The sequence below is a fragment of the Pseudomonas sp. SM4 genome, assembly GCF_051913165.1.
Taxonomy (GTDB): domain Bacteria; phylum Pseudomonadota; class Gammaproteobacteria; order Pseudomonadales; family Pseudomonadaceae; genus Aquipseudomonas.
Window position 1 is genome coordinate 37,244 of the sequence record NZ_JBODOE010000022.1, and the last position, 16,238, is coordinate 53,481.

Here is a 16,238-nt window from a genome sequence, read left to right on the forward strand (position 1 = left end):
GCACGGGCCCGGTTGCAGAATGATGTGCGCGTGCGACCTTCGATCCGGTTCAAATCGACCCACACCCATGGCAAACTGCCGCCCTCGACTCTGAAGGAACGCAACATGGCGCTGATCGAATGTTATGAATGCAAGCGCAGCATCAGCTCGCAAGCCGCCGCGTGCATTCATTGCGGCGCACCGATGGCGGCGCAGGCCAGCCAGGTACCTGCAGCACAACCGCAGTCTGGCGCCACGCCCGTTCAGGTCTCGACGATTTCGTTCGGCAGTCTGCCCCGCAACAAAGCAGTGCCGGAGGCGTTCGTCCCTCCCGCAACGCAGCCGTTGCCGCCCGTCACGCCCGCCGCCGAAGAGCGTCGTCGTGCGCCGGCCACCGGGGTTGAAATGCACATCAATGAAGACGGCAGCCGCCCGGTCGAAGGCTGGCTGAAAATCATGGTGTTCCTGATGCCGATGATTTTCGTCTGGTTCCTGCTGCGCCGCGGGCACTCGATGAAGCAGCGCTTTTTCGGTTTCGGCTGGCTGGCGCTGTTGATACTGGCGGCGTCGCTCTAGCCCGAATTCGCCGCCTGCGCGTCAACCCTCGACCTGGTTCTGCGGCGCACCGGCCGCCCAGGCCGCGATGTTGTGCAGGGTCGTCGCGGCAATCGCACCCAGTGCCTCGCGCGTCAGGAAAGCCTGATGCGCGGTGATGATCACATTCGGGAAGGTCAGCAAGCGCGCCAGCACATCGTCCTGCAGCGGCAGGTCGGAGCGATCCTCGAAAAACAGTTGCGCCTCTTCTTCATACACATCCAGACCCAGATAGCCGAGCTGACCTTCTTTCAGTGCGTCAATCAGCGCCGGCGTATCGACCAGGCCACCGCGACCGGTGTTGATGAGCATGGCGCCCGGTTGCATGTGCGCCAGTGAGTCACGGTTGATCAGGTGTTTGCTCTGCTCGTTGAGCGGGCAGTGCAGGCTGATGATGCGCGACTGCGCGAGCAGTTCCGGCAGGCTCAGATAACGCGCGCCGAGGGCGAGAACCTGTGGGTTTGGATACGGATCGTATGCGAGCAACTCACACCCGAAGCCGTGCATGATCTTCGCAAACGTCGCACCGATCTGCCCGGTGCCGACAATGCCGACGGTTTTGCCGACCAGATCGAAACCGGTCAGCCCGTGCAGGCTGAAATCGCCTTCGCGGGTGCGGTTGTAGGCGCGGTGCAAACGCCGGTTCAGTGCCAGGATCAACGCCACCGCATGTTCGGCCACCGCGTGAGGCGAGTAGGCCGGGACGCGAACGACGGTCAGCCCCAGGCGTTTGGCGGCCATCAGGTCAACATGGTTGTAGCCCGCCGAGCGCAAGGCGATCAGTCGGGTGCCGCCCGCGGCCAGACGTTCGAGTACGGTGGCACTGAGGTCGTCATTGATGAACGCACAAACGACGTCATGCCCGTCGGCCAGTGCCGCCGTGTCGAGGCTGAGCCGCGCCGGTTGAAAGTGCAGTTCGATGTCGGCCGGGCCGTCGGCAGCGATGAAGCTGTCGCGGTCGTAGGTCTGGCTGCTGAAAACGATCGTGCGCATGAAATCCTCCTGGAGCATCGACGCGGGCTGCAATCACCCGCGACAACTTTAGCGCGCCTGAGCCTTCATGGCATTGCTGTGGATCAGGCGCTGATCCGCGCCTGTGCCGCGAGTCGATTGATCGAGCGTTCCAGCTCATCCAGTGCGGCGGCGGCCTTGGGGTCGTCCTGCTTGAGCAGGGTTTCACTGCGCTGACAGGCCGCGCGCAATTGCGGGACGCCGCAATAACGGGTGGCGCCGTGCAGGCGGTGCACGCGTTCGAGCAGGGCGTTCTGGTCGTGGCTCTCGCGGGCGCTGCAAATGGCTTCGCGGTCGGCTTCCAGCGACGCCAGCAGCATCGCCAGCATGTCCGCTGCGAGGTCAGCCTTGCCAGCGGCCAGGCGCAAGCCTTCCTCATGATCGAGCACCGGCAACTCGTGATTGCCGGCTGCGCTTTCGCTGGCCCGCTCCGGCCCCTGGTTTCGCAGCGCGAGGCCGGTCCACTTCAACACCACCTGCGCCAGTTGCCGTTCGCTGATCGGTTTGGTCAGGTAGTCGTCCATGCCGCTCTGCAGCAGCGCGCGTTTTTCGTTGGCCATGGCGTGGGCGGTGAGGGCGACGATCGGTAGCGGCGTGCAATGCCGTTCGCTCTCCCACTGGCGAATGGTTTCGGTGCTCTGACGCCCGTCCATCCCGGGCATCTGCACGTCCATCAACACCAGGTCGAACGATTCGCTCTGCACCGCTTTGACCGCTGCATAACCGCTCTCGACCGCGAGCACCTTGGCGCCCATGTCTTCGAGCAGGGTTTGCACCAGCAGCAAGTTGGCCGGGTTGTCGTCGACGCACAGCACCCGCGGTGCCCGACTCGACAACGGTTCCCCCGGTTCGGTGCGCGGCTGGCGCGGGTTGACCAGATCGGCCAGCGCCCGACGCAGTTTGCGCGTGCAGGCCGGCTTCGCCTGCAACTGACTGTGCGGGTTGGGCACTGACAGATGGAACAGCGTCTGTTCGGTGGTCGGACACAGCACCAGCACTTTGCAGCCGAGGTGTTCAAGGTCCCAGATGTGCTGGTTCAAGCGCTCGGGCAGCATGTCGTTGCTGGTGATGCCCATGACCGCCAGATCAATCGCCTGATCGGTCTGGTGTGCGCCCGTGACGCCATTGGTCAGGCTTTCCAGGGTATTGAAAGTGGTGACGTCGAGGCCGCAGTCTTCCAGTTGATGCTGCAGGGCCTGACGCGCCAGTTCATGGTTTTCCAGCACCGCCACGCGGCGCCCGAGCAGCGGCGCTGCGGGCAGGTCTTCGGCGTCGTCGCGGGTCTTGGGCAGGCTCAGGCTGATCCAGAATTCCGAACCTTCGCCTGGCGTACTGTCGACGCCGATTTCGCCGCCCATCTGCTCGATCAGGCGCTTGGAAATCACCAGCCCCAGACCTGTGCCGCCGGGTTGGCGCGACAGCGAATTGTCCGCCTGGCTGAAAGCCTGGAACAGTGCGCGCACGTCCTGGCTCGACAGGCCGATACCGGTGTCCTGAACGCTGATGCGCAATTGCACGCTGTCGTCGTTTTCGTCTTCGAGCATGGCGCGGGCGACGATGGTGCCTTCGCGGGTGAACTTGATCGCGTTGCTGACCAGGTTGGTGAGGATCTGCTTCAAGCGCAGCGGGTCACCGACCAGCGACAGCGGTGTGTCGCGATACACCAGGCTGACCAGTTCAAGCTGTTTGGCGTGCGCAGCGGGGGCAAGAATGGTCAGGGTGTCCTGAAGCAGATCGCGCAGATTGAACGGGATGTGGTCGAGCACCAGTTTGCCGGCCTCGATCTTCGAGAAATCGAGGATCTCGTTGATGATCCCCAGCAGGCTGTCGGCGGACTTTTCAATGGTGCCCAGGTAGTCGAGCTGACGCGGGGTCAGTTCGCTTTTCTGTAAAAGGTGGGTGAAACCGAGGATGCCGTTGAGCGGCGTGCGAATCTCGTGACTCATGTTGGCGAGGAATTCGGATTTGATCCGGCTGGCCTCCAGCGCTTCTTTGCGCGCCAGGTCGAGTTCGATGTTCTGGATCTCGATGGTTTCCAGGTTCTGGCGCACGTCTTCGGTGGCCTGATCGACACTGTGCTGCAATTCTTCGCGGGCGTTCTGCAGGGTGCCGGCCATGCGGTTGATGCCCGATGCCAGTTCATCCAGCTCCTGACTGCCGAGTGGCGGCAGGCGGGTTTCGAGATGACCGTCCTTGAGTTGCGCGACAGCTTGTTTGATCTGCCCAAGCGGGCGGTTGATGGTGCGGCCCATGCGCAACGCCAGCAGTGCGGCGCCGGCCAGACCGGCAGCGATCAACAGCAGGCTGGCAAACAGGCTGCGATAACCGCGCAACAACATGCCGTTGTGCGACAGCTCCAGTTCGACCCAGCCGAGCAGGCGCTCGGCTTCTTCCGGGATCAGTTCTCCGGCGAGGTTGCGGTGCTTGCCGAACACCGGCATCAGGTAACGGGTCGCGTCATTGCCGCTGCGCCGTTGCAATAAAGCGCTGTCACCACTCGGGGCCTGATTGAGCATGGTCGGCCCGGCGTGGGCCAGCGGTGTGCGGTCGGGCGCAAGAAAGGTGACGGCGCGCACGTCCGGTTGTTCGAGGGACTGGGTGGCGATGCGTTCGAGCAGATCACTGTCGCCATGGCCCATGGCGGGGGCGACCAGCGGCGCCAGTTGCTCGGCGATCATTTCGCCGCGCTGCATCAGTTGGGTCTGCAAGTCGGACTGCTGCATCCAGGTGAAATAACCACCGAGTACCAGCGCCATCAGGCTGGTTGGCAACAAGGTCAGCAATAGCACGCGACCTTTGATTCCCAGTTTCGTGAGCACACCTATCTCCTGCATCCCGCTGATCTGTTGACTCATGCGTGCATCCGGCACGCGACATTGGCGCAGTGTAGCGATTTGCTCGCGGGCAATCTTCGGAAAAATGGTGTCGTCGTCGGTCTGCGCGCAGGTTGTCGTTGGTCCGACAGGTCAACCTTCGGTTGCCCGATGCCCGGCAATCTTGAATAATCGCGCTCAACTGAGAATTACTTGCAGATACTCATGACTCCTGTTTCCGTTGGCCAGCCACGCATACTCTCCATCGAAGACGACCCGGTGCTCGGTGCCTATGTTCACGAACAGCTGGCCCGCAGCGGCTTTCAAGTGACCTGGTGCCAGAACGGCCAGGAAGGCCTGAACATCGCCAAGCGCCAACCGTTCGATGTGGTGCTGATGGATATTCTGTTGCCGGGCATGGACGGTTTGAACGTGCTGACGCAATTGCGTCAGAGCCATTCAACCCCGGTGCTGCTGATGTCGGCCCTCGGCGCCGAGGCTGATCGCATCAGCGGATTTCGCCTTGGCGCCGACGACTATCTGCCCAAGCCGTTCAGCATGGCCGAATTGCACGTGCGCATCGAAGCGATCCTGCGCCGCGTTGCCCTTGATCGGCGTCCGGCGACCCTCGCAGCCCCCGCTGCAACGGGCACACTGCATTTCGACGAAGATCAGTGCGATGTGTTCTACCGCGAGCAAGCGGCGGGGCTGACCCGCAGCGAATACCGTCTGCTGGAGACCCTCAACCGCAACGATGAAGAAGTGCTCAGCAAAGCCTTCCTTTATCAGCATGTGTTGCAGCGCGGTTATGCCGCCCACGATCGCAGCCTCGACATGCACATCAGCCAGATCCGCCGCAAACTCAAAACCATCGGTTATAGCGAGCGTGAAGTGCGCACGGTATGGGGCAAGGGTTATGTATTGAGCGCCGCCGATGAAAGTGTCTGAGCTGCCGGGGCGACATTCGCTGTTCTGGAAACTGGCGTTTCTGCTGGTCGCGTTCTGTCTGCTGATGATCTGGCTGAGCTGGTCGTGGGGCCGCTATATGGAGGAGCGTAATCAGTTCCTCTCCGACGAAGCGCGCGGCACGTTGACCCGCTATGCCGCTGAAGCCGAGCGCGCCTGGCAGCGTGGCGAACGCGACGGTGTCGACAGCTGGTTGCAGAGCATGGAGTTGCGCGAAGCCGGTTGGGTCGGGGTGATCAGCGGTAATTTGCAGTCGCTGAGCAATGAGCCGTTGAATGAGCAGGAAATCCAGCACATGACCTTCTTGCGCGGTCTCGACTGGCCGATTCACAAGCAGGGACGGCCATGGCTGCGCATTCCGTTTCCCAAGGATCCATCTGCCGGCAGTCTGGTGATTGAACTGCCCGAGCGGTTTTTACCGGGCAAATACAGGCTGTTCTGGCGGGTGGTCACCAACGGTGTGATTCCGGGGCTGTTCACTTTGTTGTTGTGTGTCGGGCTCTATCGTTTGCTGGTGGTGCCGCTGAATAATTTGCGCGAACAGGCCAACGCGTGGCGTGCCGATCAATTGAATGTGCGCCTGTCGAGCGGGATCACTCAGCGCCCGGATGAACTGGGTGAATTGGCCAGGGCGTTTGACTCCATGTCCGAGCGCCTGCAATCGACCGTTGCCCTGCAACAGCAACTGCTGCGAGATCTTTCCCACGAATTGCGTACGCCGCTGAGCCGCCTGCGCGTGGCCAGCGAAAGTGAACAAGGTCTGCCGCAGTTGCGCGAACGCATCGGTCGTGAGGTCGATGGCATGCAGCGATTGGTCGAAGACACCTTGCAACTGGCTTGGCTCGACACGGACCGCACGCCATTGCCGGATGAAGCCATTCAGATTCAGGCGCTGTGGGAAATGCTTACCGACAACGCCTGTTATGAAAGTGGCTGGCCGAGTCTGCAATTGCAGTGTTCGGTGGAGGCATCGTGCTGGGTGCGCGGCAATCTGAATACCTTGGCGCAGGCGCTGGAGAACATTTTGCGCAATGCCATTCGTCATTCGCCGGAAGGCGGGATCGTCCGGCTCGATGGACGGCGGGATGGCGGTTTCTGGCATCTGTGGCTTGAGGATCAGGGCGGTGGCGTCGCTGACGCGGATCTGCAGCGAATCTTTTTGCCATTCACTCGCCTCGACGGCTCGCGGCCTGGCGACGGCGGGTTTGGCCTGGGGCTGAGCATTGCGCGCAACGCCGTGCAGCGTCAGGGCGGGAGTATCTGGGCGGAGAACGGCGGGGCGGGGCTGCGGCTGAATCTGCGGTTATTGGCGGATGATGGTGTTGGGGCGAATGACGCTATCGCGAGCAGGCTCACTCCTGCATTGGATTTGCGTTCACCGCAGATCGTCTGAACAAATCACATCCGTTGTAGGAGTGAGTCTGCTCGCGATGTAGTCCATCGGGGGCAGCATTCCCCTTGGCTGCGCGGGAGCGCTCGCCTTTTTTTGTACGACATTTCCCAAGCTGCATCGGCGGTCATTTCAAGCTTCCTGAAGGGGTTAGGCTCGTGCTTCACCTAATCTTTCAGGAATTACGCATGAACGAATCTAGCTTGACCGGCAGCTCTGACGGCGATCGTTTCAACGAAGTGCTTGCCCTGATTCACAGCTCCAGACACAAGGCCATGCAGGCGGTCAACACTCACTTGATTGAGCTTTATTGGCAGGTGGGGGCGCATATCAGTCGAAAGATTGAGCGGGCGGAGTGGGGAGATTCCGTGGTGGGCCAATTGGCCGAACATTTGGCTCTGACACAACCGGGATTGCGAGGGTTCACCCGTCGGAATCTGTTTCGGATGCGCCAGTTTTATGAGGCTTATCGGGGTGATCAGAAAGTGTCAGCACTGCTGACACAATTGCCGTGGACTCATAATTTGCTCATTTTGACTCAGAGTAAGCTCTCTGAAGAGCGTGAGTTTTATCTGCGGATGGCTATTCAGGAGAAGTGGTCTACAAGAGAGTTGGAGCGCCAATTCAAAACGGCTCTGTTCGAGCGAAGTGTCACTGATCCAGCAAAAGCCTCCGCGGCACTGCAGCAAACACACCCCGAAGCTCTCGAGATATTCCGTGATTCCTACATGGTCGAATTTCTCGATCTGCCCGGAGCTCATTCTGAAACTGATCTGCACCAAGGCCTGCTATCTCGCCTCAAGGAATTCCTGATCGAACTTGGTCGCGACTTCTGCTTTGTCTGTTCCGAATATCCGTTGCAGGTAGGCGGTCGGGATTTCTCTCTCGATCTTCTGTTCTTCCACCGAGGGCTCAACTGCCTTGTAGCCATTGAACTGAAGGTCGGCCGTTTCGAGCCGGAATACCTCGGCAAGCTGGATTTCTATTTGGAGGCGCTGGATCGCAATGTCCGCAAGCCTCACGAAAGCCCGGCCATCGGTGTCCTGCTGTGTGCAAGCAAGGAAGATGAGGTCGTCGAGTACGCACTCAATCGCAGTCTTTCGCCCGCATTGATAGCGGAATATCAAACCTGTCTGCCGGATAAGCAATTGCTGCAGGCCAAGTTGCATGAGTTTTATGCACTGGATACGGCGCACACAGAAAATAGCGACTAACGGCCGCTTATTCCCATAAACCATAAGCACCGCACTTTGCGTGATATGGCCTGCGCGGGTTTGCCGGTATGATAGGCGCCCCCGCACGTCTGGATTGCGAATACGCCATGACCCTGCAGTACCCAACCATCGCCGATTGCGTCGGCAACACTCCGCTGGTGCGTTTGCAGCGCCTGCCCGGTGCCACCAGCAACACCCTGTTGCTCAAGCTCGAAGGGAATAACCCGGCGGGTTCGGTCAAGGACCGTCCGGCGCTGTCGATGATCACCCGTGCCGAATTGCGCGGGCAGATCCACGCCGGCGATACGCTGATCGAAGCGACCTCGGGTAACACCGGCATTGCGCTGGCCATGGCCGCCGCGATCAAGGGTTACAAGATGATCCTGATCATGCCCGACAACTCCAGCGCCGAGCGCAAAGCGGCGATGACCGCCTACGGTGCCGAGCTGATTCTGGTCAGCCAGGAAGAGGGCATGGAAGGCGCGCGCGACCTCGCGCAGCGCATGGAAGCCGAAGGCCGTGGCAAGGTGCTCGATCAGTTCGCCAATGGTGACAATCCAGAAGCGCACTACACCACCACCGGTCCGGAAATCTGGCGGCAGACCCAGGGCACCATCACCCATTTCGTCAGTTCGATGGGCACCACCGGCACCATCATGGGCGTGTCGCGCTACTTGAAAGAACAGAGCGACAGCGTGCAGATCGTCGGCTTGCAGCCGATGGAAGGCTCGGCCATTCCCGGTATCCGTCGCTGGCCGCAGGAATACCTGCCGAAGATTTATCAGGCCGATCGCGTTGATCGCATCGTCGACATGGCGCAAAGCGAGGCCGAGGACGTCACCCGTCGTCTGGCCCGCGAAGAAGGCATCTTCTGCGGCGTGTCCTCGGGCGGTGCGGTGGCAGCGATGCTGCGCCTGTCCAAAGAAGTTGAAAACGCGGTGATCGTCGCGATCATCTGCGACCGTGGCGACCGTTACCTGTCGACCGGCATTTTCGACGCGCCTAACTGATGGCCAAGCACGAGAGAGGCCTGCGCTTTCAGCCCACTGGCGGAAGCAAGGCCCCGCAAATCCCGACCGGCAAAAAGCAGCGCTTGAACATCGAGCGCCTGGCCAATGACGGTCGCGGCATCGCGTTTTTCGAAGGTAAAACCTGGTTCGTCCTCGGCGCCCTTGCCGGTGAAGAGGTCGAAGCGCGGGTGCTCGGCGCGCACGGCAAAGTGGTCGAGGCGCGCACCGAGCGCGTGTTCAAGGCCAGCGAATTGCGTCGCCCGGCGCCGTGTCAGCACGCCGGCCGTTGCGGCGGTTGCAGCGTTCAGCATTTGCCCCACAGCGAACAGCTTGCCCTGAAACAGCGCATGCTCGCCGAGCAATTGTCGCGCGTTGCCGGTGTCGAACCTGAAGAATGGGCAGCACCGCTGACCGGCCCCGAATTCGGCTATCGCCGTCGTGCCCGGATTGCGGTGCGTTGGGACATGAAGGCGAAGAAACTCGAAGTCGGTTTTCGCGCCGCCGGCAGCCAGGACATTGTCGCGATCAGCGAATGCCCGGTGCTGGTACAGCCCTTGCAACCGATCATGACCCGTTTGCCGGAGATGCTCCGTCGCTTGAGCAAGCCGCAAGCGTTGGGTCACGTCGAGTTGTTCAGCGGCTCGTCACTGGCGGTGTTGCTGCGGCACATGGCGCCGTTGTCCGAAGCGGATCTGAGCATCCTCAAGGACTTCTGCCAGTTCCATGAAGCGCAACTCTGGCTGCATGGCGAAGGCGAACCGCATCCGGTCGATGCGACCCAGTCGCTGGGCTATCGTCTGGAACAGTGGGATCTGAATTTGGCCTATCGGCCCGGCGACTTTATCCAGGTCAATGCCGGCGTCAACGAGGCAATGGTCGCCCAGGCGCTGGACTGGTTGAAACCACGTAGCGATGAGCGTGTGCTGGACCTGTTCTGCGGCTTGGGCAACTTCGCCTTGCCGCTGGCCAAGTCCGTGCGTGAAGTGGTGGCGGTCGAAGGCGTGCAGACCATGGTCGATCGTGCCGAAGCCAACGCCGCCAGTAACAATTTGCATAACACAAAGTTTTTTCAAGCCGATTTATCCCAGCCTTTGAGCCATGCTCAGTGGGTCGGAAATGGTTTTTCTGCGGTACTCTTGGACCCACCGCGTGACGGTGCTTTCGAGGTGGTGCGCAAGCTCGCGACCCTGGGCGCGAAACGGTTGGTGTACGTGTCGTGCAACCCTGCAACTCTGGCGCGCGATACGGTCGAATTGATCAAGCAGGGCTACCGGTTAAAACGTGCCGGGATTCTCGATATGTTTCCTCAGACGGCACATGTCGAGGCCATGGCGTTATTTGAAGCGAGCCAGGATGGCTCGTCTGAATCCGTCTGATCTGTCCGCACAGCGCTCGCATTAGCCCCGCGAGCGTAAACGGACAGTAGAGGTCAGCGATTTGACGCATTGAATCTGCGTCGTAGGGAAGGTAAAGCAAGATGGTACAGGTGAGAGCACACCAGCCGATCAACACTGACGGCAGTATCAATCTCGAGGCTTGGCTCGATCACGCGGTCAGTGTCGATCTGGCACTGGATCGCGAAGCCTTGAAAGAAGCCTGCGAGTTCGCTCGCGAGGCCGAACAACAGTCCAATGCCAAGAAGAATCTGTGGGCCGAAGGCTCCGGCAGTTTCAGCACGGGACTTGAGATCGCCGAGATTCTCGCCGACCTCAAACTCGATCAGGATTCGCTGGTCGCGGCGGTCCTGTATCGCGGCGTACGCGAAGGCCAGATTGAGCTCGCGGCCATCGGCCAGCGCTTTGGCCCGGTGGTGGCCAAACTGATCGACGGCGTGCAGCGCATGGCGGCCATCAGCGCCAGCCTCAGCCCGCGCCAATCGATGGTCATGGGCACGCAAGGGCAAGTGGAAAACCTGCGCAAAATGCTCGTGGCGATGGTCGACGACGTCCGTGTTGCGCTGATCAAACTCGCCGAACGTACCTGCGCCATCCGTGCGGTAAAAACCGCCGATGATGAAAAGCGTAACCGTGTCGCCCGCGAAGTGTTCGACATCTATGCGCCGCTCGCGCATCGCCTCGGCATCGGTCATATCAAATGGGAACTGGAGGACTTGTCCTTCCGTTACCTCGAACCGGATCAATACAAGCAGATCGCCAAGTTGCTCCACGAGCGACGGCTGGATCGCGAGCGTTTCATCGCCGACGTGATGACTCAGCTAAAAGACGAATTGCAAGCCACCGGCGTCGACGCCGACATCAGCGGCCGGGCCAAACACATCTATTCGATCTGGCGCAAAATGCAGCGCAAGGGTCTGGAATTCAGCCAGATCTACGACGTGCGTGCGGTGCGTGTGCTGGTGCCGGAGATGCGCGACTGCTACACCGCGCTCGGTATCGTCCACACCTTGTGGCGGCACATTCCGAAAGAATTCGACGACTACATCGCCAACCCGAAAGAGAACGGCTACCGCTCGTTGCACACCGCGGTGATCGGCCCTGAGGGTAAAGTGCTTGAGGTGCAGATCCGCACGCACTCGATGCACGAAGAAGCCGAGCTCGGCGTCTGCGCGCACTGGCGCTACAAAGGCACCGACGTCAAATCCGGTTCGAATCACTACGAAGAGAAAATCTCCTGGCTGCGTCAGGTGCTCGAGTGGCACGAAGAGCTCGGCGACATCGGTGGTCTGGCGGAACAGCTGCGCGTCGATATCGAACCGGATCGGGTTTACATCTTCACCCCTGACGGTCACGCCATCGACCTGCCGAAAGGCGCGACGCCGCTGGACTTCGCTTACCGCGTGCACACCGAAATCGGTCACAACTGCCGTGGCGCGAAGATCAACGGGCGCATCGTCCCGCTCAACTACAGCCTGCAGACCGGTGAGCAGGTCGAGATCATCACCAGTAAGCACGGCACGCCGAGCCGCGACTGGCTGAACTCGAACCTCGGTTACGTCACCACCTCGCGGGCGCGGGCGAAGATCGTTCACTGGTTCAAATTGCAGGCGCGCGATCAGAACGTTGCGGCCGGTAAAACCCTGATCGAACGCGAACTGACACGCCTCGGCTTGCCGGCGGTGGATTTCGACAAGCTGGCCGACAAGGCCAACATGAAAACCGCCGAAGACATGTTCGCCGCCCTCGGTGCCGGCGACTTGCGCCTGGCGCAACTGGTCAACCTGGCGCAGCAACTGGTCGAGCCAGAGCGCGGCAACGAACAACTGGAACTGATCCCGCGCAAAGCCACCGGTTACAAACCGGGCAAGCGCGGCGACATTCAGATCCAGGGCGTCGGCAACCTGATGACGCAGATGGCCGGCTGCTGCCAGCCGCTGCCGGGCGATGCGATTGTCGGTTACATCACTCAGGGCCGTGGCGTGAGCATTCACCGTCAGGACTGCGCCTCGGTGCTGCAACTGTCGGGACGCGAGCCAGAGCGGATCATTCAGGTCAGTTGGGGCCCGGTGCCGGTGCTCACCTATCCGGTGGACATCATCATCCGCGCCTACGACCGCTCGGGTTTGCTGCGTGATGTTTCGCAGGTATTGCTCAACGAGCGCATCAACGTGCTGGCGGTCAACACCCGCTCGAACAAGGAAGACAACACCGCGCTGATGTCCCTGACCATCGAGATCCCGGGTCTGGATGCGCTGGGGCGGTTGCTGGGGCGTATATCGCAGTTGCCGAACATCATCGAAACGCGGCGTAACCGTACCCCGTGAAGATGGCTTCGATTGATCGTTCCCACGCTCCGCGTGGGAATGCCTCAAGGGACGCTCTGCGTCCAGTGACGCGGAGCGTCACGGGCTGCATTCCCACGCAGAGCGTGGGAACGATCAAGATCGCAGAAAGGTTTAGTGAGAGTTTGTATGTACAGCCTTGAAGACCTGCTCCACCTGATGAACCGTCTGCGTGATCCGCAGTTCGGTTGCCCGTGGGACATCAAGCAAACCTACGCGACCATCGTCCCGCACACCCTCGAAGAAGCCTACGAAGTGGCCGATGCCATCGAGCGCGGCGACTTCGATCATTTGCAGGGTGAGCTCGGCGATCTGCTGTTTCAGGTCGTTTACTACAGCCAGTTGGCCAAGGAAGAAGGGCGTTTCGAATTCGCCGGAGTGATCGACAGCATCACCCGCAAACTGATCCGTCGTCATCCCCACGTGTTCCCCACCGGTGATCTGTACGCGCCGCTCGACGTACCGCGCTTGAGCGAAGAACAGGTCAAGCAGCGCTGGGAAGAGATCAAGGCCGAAGAACGCGCCGAGAAGTCCGCCGCCCCCGAGCAACTGTCCCTGCTCGATGACGTGCCGGCCACGCTGCCGGCTCTGTCGCGTTCAGCCAAGTTGCAGAAGCGTGCCGGGCAGGTCGGTTTCGACTGGCCGGAGGCTTTGCCGGTGTTCGACAAGGTGCGCGAAGAACTCGATGAAGTCCTTGAAGCGATGTCCGAAAACGATCCCGTCGCCGTGGCTGACGAGATCGGCGACCTGCTGTTTTCCGTGGTCAATCTGGCCCGGCACTTGAAGGTCGACCCGGAAACCGCGCTGCGTGGTGCCAACGGCAAGTTCGAAAGACGTTTCCGATTTATTGAACAGGCATTGCGCGATACCCATCGTCCCATAGAAGATTGCACCCTCGAAGAGTTGGACGCCCTGTGGGGCGAAGCCAAACGTCAGGAAAAGAATGCGCCCAGCTGCGGCTGAGCAACTGCCCAAGTGAGTAAGCCCCATGAGTATTTCCCTTCGCGACCAGTTGCTCAAAGCAGGTCTGGTCAACCAAAAGCAGGCCAAGCAGGTCAGCAAAGACAAGCAGAAGCAGCAACGTCTGGCGCACAAAGGCCAGATCGAACTGGATGACACGCAGCAGCGTGCGGCGCAGGAAGCCCAGGCCGAGAAGGTCAAGCGTGACCAGGAGCTGAATCGCCAGCAGCAGGAAAAGGTCGAAGCCAAGGCACGTGCCGCGCAGGTCAAGCAGTTGATCGAAGTCTCGCGCCTGCCGAAACTGACCACCGAGGACTACTACAACTTCGTCGACGATAAGAAGGTCAAGCGCATCTCGGTCAATACGCTGATGCGCAACAAGCTCAGCAGCGGTTCGCTGGCGATCGTCCACCATGCCGGCGGCTACGAAGTGATTCCGCGTGAAGCGGCGCTGAAGATCCAGGAACGCGACCCGCAGCGCATCGTCCAACTCAACGTGCAGACCGAAGAAGTCAGCACCGAAGATGATCCGTACGCGGCGTATCAGATTCCTGATGATCTGATGTGGTAATTGTTTTAATGTTCTAGCGGCTTACATCTTTGCTAGTACTTTGAAAGTGTTTATATATTGAACCCGCCGATTCGTATCGATACGATCGGCGGGTTTTCTTTTGGCAGAAATTAACGTGTTTGAAGTGTGAAGATTTTGCGCTGCTCATAAACAGCGCGTTGCACTTTTATATAGGTATTTTTTGTGTGGGGAGAATAAATGGAATTAATTTAAATGAATAAGGATATTGCTGATGTTATTAAGTGTTGCTTCGTTGCGCCAACCGACTTTTAATCCGCAGTTTTCGCAATTGCGTGCGCCTGGTCAATCAATTACCGATTACGTGGTCAGCGAACTGGATGCCCGGGTCGAGTTTGTGCGCCGCAAAATCAGGATCGCTGCCAAGGCCGCTGCAGCAGACCATGACGGCTCGGAGTGCCTCTTCTTCACCTTGCCTGAGTTTTTCTGGAACATCCCTTGGCGTGAGGTCGACAGCGAGGACGAGCTGCATGAATTGACCACCGCTTACCTGGAAAAAGTACCTGCGTATATTTCGTCGTTAATGAAAGATCTGCCTGTTGAGCGGTACGGCAAGATTGTCCTGTTGGCGGGCAGTTGTGCAACCTTGGTAAAAGTGGGAGAGGGTGATGCGAGTTATTACGAAGTCATTAATTACTTGCTGACGATTACCAATAAAGAATATGAAACAGATATCCCGTTGATGTCGATGTGGCCAAAGCGACATGTTTCCGGCATCGACTTTGGTCGGAATGTCGGTAATCAAGATGGCTTCTGGTTCTTCAGGCTGTTTGACGAGTTTGTCATCAAGATCAAGGATTACAGCGACGTCAGCGCTGAGCACAGTTACTTCGGGGGTTACCAGGGACTGTTTATCAATAGTCTTGTGCCGGGCTGCCCGTTCGGCATTAACGTGTGCCTTGATTATGCCGTGCTGAAGGAAGGTGAGCGGGATAAGGAAGTTGAAATCCCTGAAGTGAAAATCGACTTCCTGATTGCCTGTGGCATGTCCTTTGATTACGACAAGCAGCACCCGACCGCTGTCCAGTACTCGATCAGGAATGACGGCATGGGCGGTGGTGCATGTGAGGTGGTCAGACTCGAGGAGGGGCTGATCGTCGATGAAATAGCTTCGGAGGAGATCGACGACAACCTTTATTTGAGTGTGATTCGCGTGGTGTGAAGGTTCTGATGTTGTTGCAGCCTGCCACCCGGAAAGGGGCAGGCTGCAACCCTGAAGAGTGGTGAGTCAGGCGGATCGTAGATCTCGTTGCTGCTCTTGCACTTCCAGCTCGGCCTTGTAGTTGTGGGCATCGATCTCGTTGTGGAACATGCCGACCAGCAAGTCTTGTTGATGCACGTCCCAGATGCGGATACCGGCGGCTACGCCTTCATGGGACATGTGTGAATCGTCGCGTTCAGTTACTTTTACAGTCATCTGCTAGCTCCAAATCTCAAGTTATCTGCAGCAAGGCGTGTGCAGGACTCTTTTATATGATTTGTTAGCTTGCTAAGTAAACGCTCGATTTGTGCAATGTATTCTTGCAAAAACCGCAACAGTGCTGCAGCCCGCGGAATCCGCGACATTCGGTCGCAGGCCGCAAAGTTTCATGACAGAAGTTTCATCTCCAGCCTCACGCAATCCCCATGTAGGAGCTGCCGAAGGCTGCGATCTTGATCGTTCCCACGCTCGGCGTGGGCATGCCTCTTGGGACGCTGCGTCCAATGACGCGGAGCGTCACGGGTTGCGTTCCAACGCAGAGCGTGGGAATGATCAGATCAAAAGATCGCAGCCTTCGGCAGCTCCTACATGGGGTATTTGTGTTGGGGCGGGATTTTTCTGCAGACAAAAAAACGCCCCGAATCAATCAGGGCGGCAACAGTGCTGCAGCCCGCGGAATCCGCAACATTCTGTCGCAGTCTGTAAAGTTTCATGACAGAAGTTTCGTCGCCAGCCTCTCACAATCCCCATGTAGGAGCTGCCGAAGGCGGCG

General features: G+C 59.3%; 13 protein-coding genes. 10 read left to right on the plus strand and 3 right to left on the minus strand.

Translation table 11 applies throughout. The annotated features are described in order from the left end of the window. Positions 1 to 105: 105 nt before the first annotated feature. Positions 106 to 555 (plus strand): hypothetical protein, encoded by a 450-nt coding sequence (locus ACQ4MY_RS28300; RefSeq protein ID WP_008079165.1) that lies wholly within the window; start codon positions 106 to 108, stop codon positions 553 to 555. Between the two features lie 21 nt (positions 556 to 576). On the opposite strand, the gene ACQ4MY_RS28305 is transcribed toward ACQ4MY_RS28300, so the two are convergent. Together ACQ4MY_RS28305 and ACQ4MY_RS28310 are read right to left on the minus strand one after the other, a co-directional pair. Continuing rightward, positions 577 to 1,566: a 2-hydroxyacid dehydrogenase gene (locus ACQ4MY_RS28305; RefSeq protein ID WP_440097187.1), complete on the minus strand. Its 990-nt coding sequence runs from the start codon at positions 1,564 to 1,566 to the stop codon at positions 577 to 579. Between the two features lie 83 nt (positions 1,567 to 1,649). Further along, a complete protein-coding gene (locus tag ACQ4MY_RS28310) occupies positions 1,650 to 4,403 on the minus strand; it encodes a response regulator (RefSeq protein ID WP_045123040.1) in 2,754 nt (917 codons plus the stop codon). 219 nt (positions 4,404 to 4,622) lie between these two features. On the opposite strand from ACQ4MY_RS28310, the gene ACQ4MY_RS28315 reads away from it, so the two are divergent. The 9 genes from ACQ4MY_RS28315 (at position 4,623) to ACQ4MY_RS28355 (ending at position 15,427) form a co-directional block, all read left to right on the plus strand. Next, the gene (locus tag ACQ4MY_RS28315; protein WP_440097188.1) at positions 4,623 to 5,345 is read left to right on the plus strand and encodes a response regulator transcription factor; all 723 of its coding nucleotides are present in this window, start codon (positions 4,623 to 4,625) and stop codon (positions 5,343 to 5,345) included. Next, positions 5,332 to 6,756 (plus strand): histidine kinase sensor domain-containing protein, encoded by a 1,425-nt coding sequence (locus ACQ4MY_RS28320; RefSeq protein ID WP_440097189.1) that lies wholly within the window; start codon positions 5,332 to 5,334, stop codon positions 6,754 to 6,756. The genes ACQ4MY_RS28315 and ACQ4MY_RS28320 overlap by 14 nt, the downstream gene beginning before the upstream one ends. 185 nt (positions 6,757 to 6,941) lie before the next feature. Beyond that, complete coding sequence (locus tag ACQ4MY_RS28325; protein WP_440097190.1) at positions 6,942 to 7,967, plus strand: PDDEXK nuclease domain-containing protein; 1,026 nt, start codon at positions 6,942 to 6,944, stop codon at positions 7,965 to 7,967. Positions 7,968 to 8,074: 107 nt separating this feature from the next. Continuing rightward, entirely contained in the window at positions 8,075 to 8,977 is a 903-nt protein-coding gene (gene cysM / locus ACQ4MY_RS28330) for a cysteine synthase CysM (protein ID WP_026000780.1), read from the plus strand. Further along, positions 8,977 to 10,353 (plus strand): 23S rRNA (uracil(1939)-C(5))-methyltransferase RlmD, encoded by a 1,377-nt coding sequence (rlmD, locus tag ACQ4MY_RS28335; RefSeq protein WP_440097191.1) that lies wholly within the window; start codon positions 8,977 to 8,979, stop codon positions 10,351 to 10,353. Before cysM ends, rlmD begins: the two co-directional genes overlap by 1 nt. 101 nt (positions 10,354 to 10,454) lie before the next feature. Next, positions 10,455 to 12,698 (plus strand): GTP diphosphokinase, encoded by a 2,244-nt coding sequence (relA, locus tag ACQ4MY_RS28340; protein WP_008079148.1) that lies wholly within the window; start codon positions 10,455 to 10,457, stop codon positions 12,696 to 12,698. A 147-nt stretch (positions 12,699 to 12,845) separates the two neighbouring features. Then, positions 12,846 to 13,679, plus strand: coding sequence for a nucleoside triphosphate pyrophosphohydrolase (mazG, locus tag ACQ4MY_RS28345; protein WP_008079147.1), 834 nt, complete (start codon positions 12,846 to 12,848; stop codon positions 13,677 to 13,679). 25 nt (positions 13,680 to 13,704) lie between these two features. Beyond that, positions 13,705 to 14,247, plus strand: a complete 543-nt coding sequence (locus ACQ4MY_RS28350; protein ID WP_008079146.1) for a DUF2058 domain-containing protein — start codon at positions 13,705 to 13,707, stop codon at positions 14,245 to 14,247. A gap of 232 nt (positions 14,248 to 14,479) precedes the next feature. Further along, positions 14,480 to 15,427: a hypothetical protein gene (locus ACQ4MY_RS28355; RefSeq protein ID WP_008079145.1), complete on the plus strand. Its 948-nt coding sequence runs from the start codon at positions 14,480 to 14,482 to the stop codon at positions 15,425 to 15,427. 66 nt (positions 15,428 to 15,493) lie between these two features. Here the strand turns inward: ACQ4MY_RS28355 and ACQ4MY_RS28360 are convergent, their stop codons facing one another. After that, positions 15,494 to 15,682: a hypothetical protein gene (locus ACQ4MY_RS28360; RefSeq protein WP_008079144.1), complete on the minus strand. Its 189-nt coding sequence runs from the start codon at positions 15,680 to 15,682 to the stop codon at positions 15,494 to 15,496. Between the last annotated feature and the right edge of the window lie 556 nt (positions 15,683 to 16,238).

Coding starts and splice junctions, on each gene's coding strand:
- ACQ4MY_RS28325 (WP_440097190.1), top strand. CDS start 6,942: ATGAACGAATCTAGCTTGACCGGCAGCTCTGACGGCGATCGTTTCAAC.
- ACQ4MY_RS28300 (WP_008079165.1), top strand. CDS start 106: ATGGCGCTGATCGAATGTTATGAATGCAAGCGCAGCATCAGCTCGCAA.
- mazG (WP_008079147.1), top strand. CDS start 12,846: ATGTACAGCCTTGAAGACCTGCTCCACCTGATGAACCGTCTGCGTGAT.
- ACQ4MY_RS28355 (WP_008079145.1), top strand. CDS start 14,480: ATGTTATTAAGTGTTGCTTCGTTGCGCCAACCGACTTTTAATCCGCAG.
- ACQ4MY_RS28350 (WP_008079146.1), top strand. CDS start 13,705: ATGAGTATTTCCCTTCGCGACCAGTTGCTCAAAGCAGGTCTGGTCAAC.
- ACQ4MY_RS28305 (WP_440097187.1), bottom strand. CDS start 1,566: ATGCGCACGATCGTTTTCAGCAGCCAGACCTACGACCGCGACAGCTTC.
- relA (WP_008079148.1), top strand. CDS start 10,455: ATGGTACAGGTGAGAGCACACCAGCCGATCAACACTGACGGCAGTATC.
- rlmD (WP_440097191.1), top strand. CDS start 8,977: ATGGCCAAGCACGAGAGAGGCCTGCGCTTTCAGCCCACTGGCGGAAGC.
- ACQ4MY_RS28360 (WP_008079144.1), bottom strand. CDS start 15,682: ATGACTGTAAAAGTAACTGAACGCGACGATTCACACATGTCCCATGAA.
- ACQ4MY_RS28315 (WP_440097188.1), top strand. CDS start 4,623: ATGACTCCTGTTTCCGTTGGCCAGCCACGCATACTCTCCATCGAAGAC.
- ACQ4MY_RS28320 (WP_440097189.1), top strand. CDS start 5,332: ATGAAAGTGTCTGAGCTGCCGGGGCGACATTCGCTGTTCTGGAAACTG.
- cysM (WP_026000780.1), top strand. CDS start 8,075: ATGACCCTGCAGTACCCAACCATCGCCGATTGCGTCGGCAACACTCCG.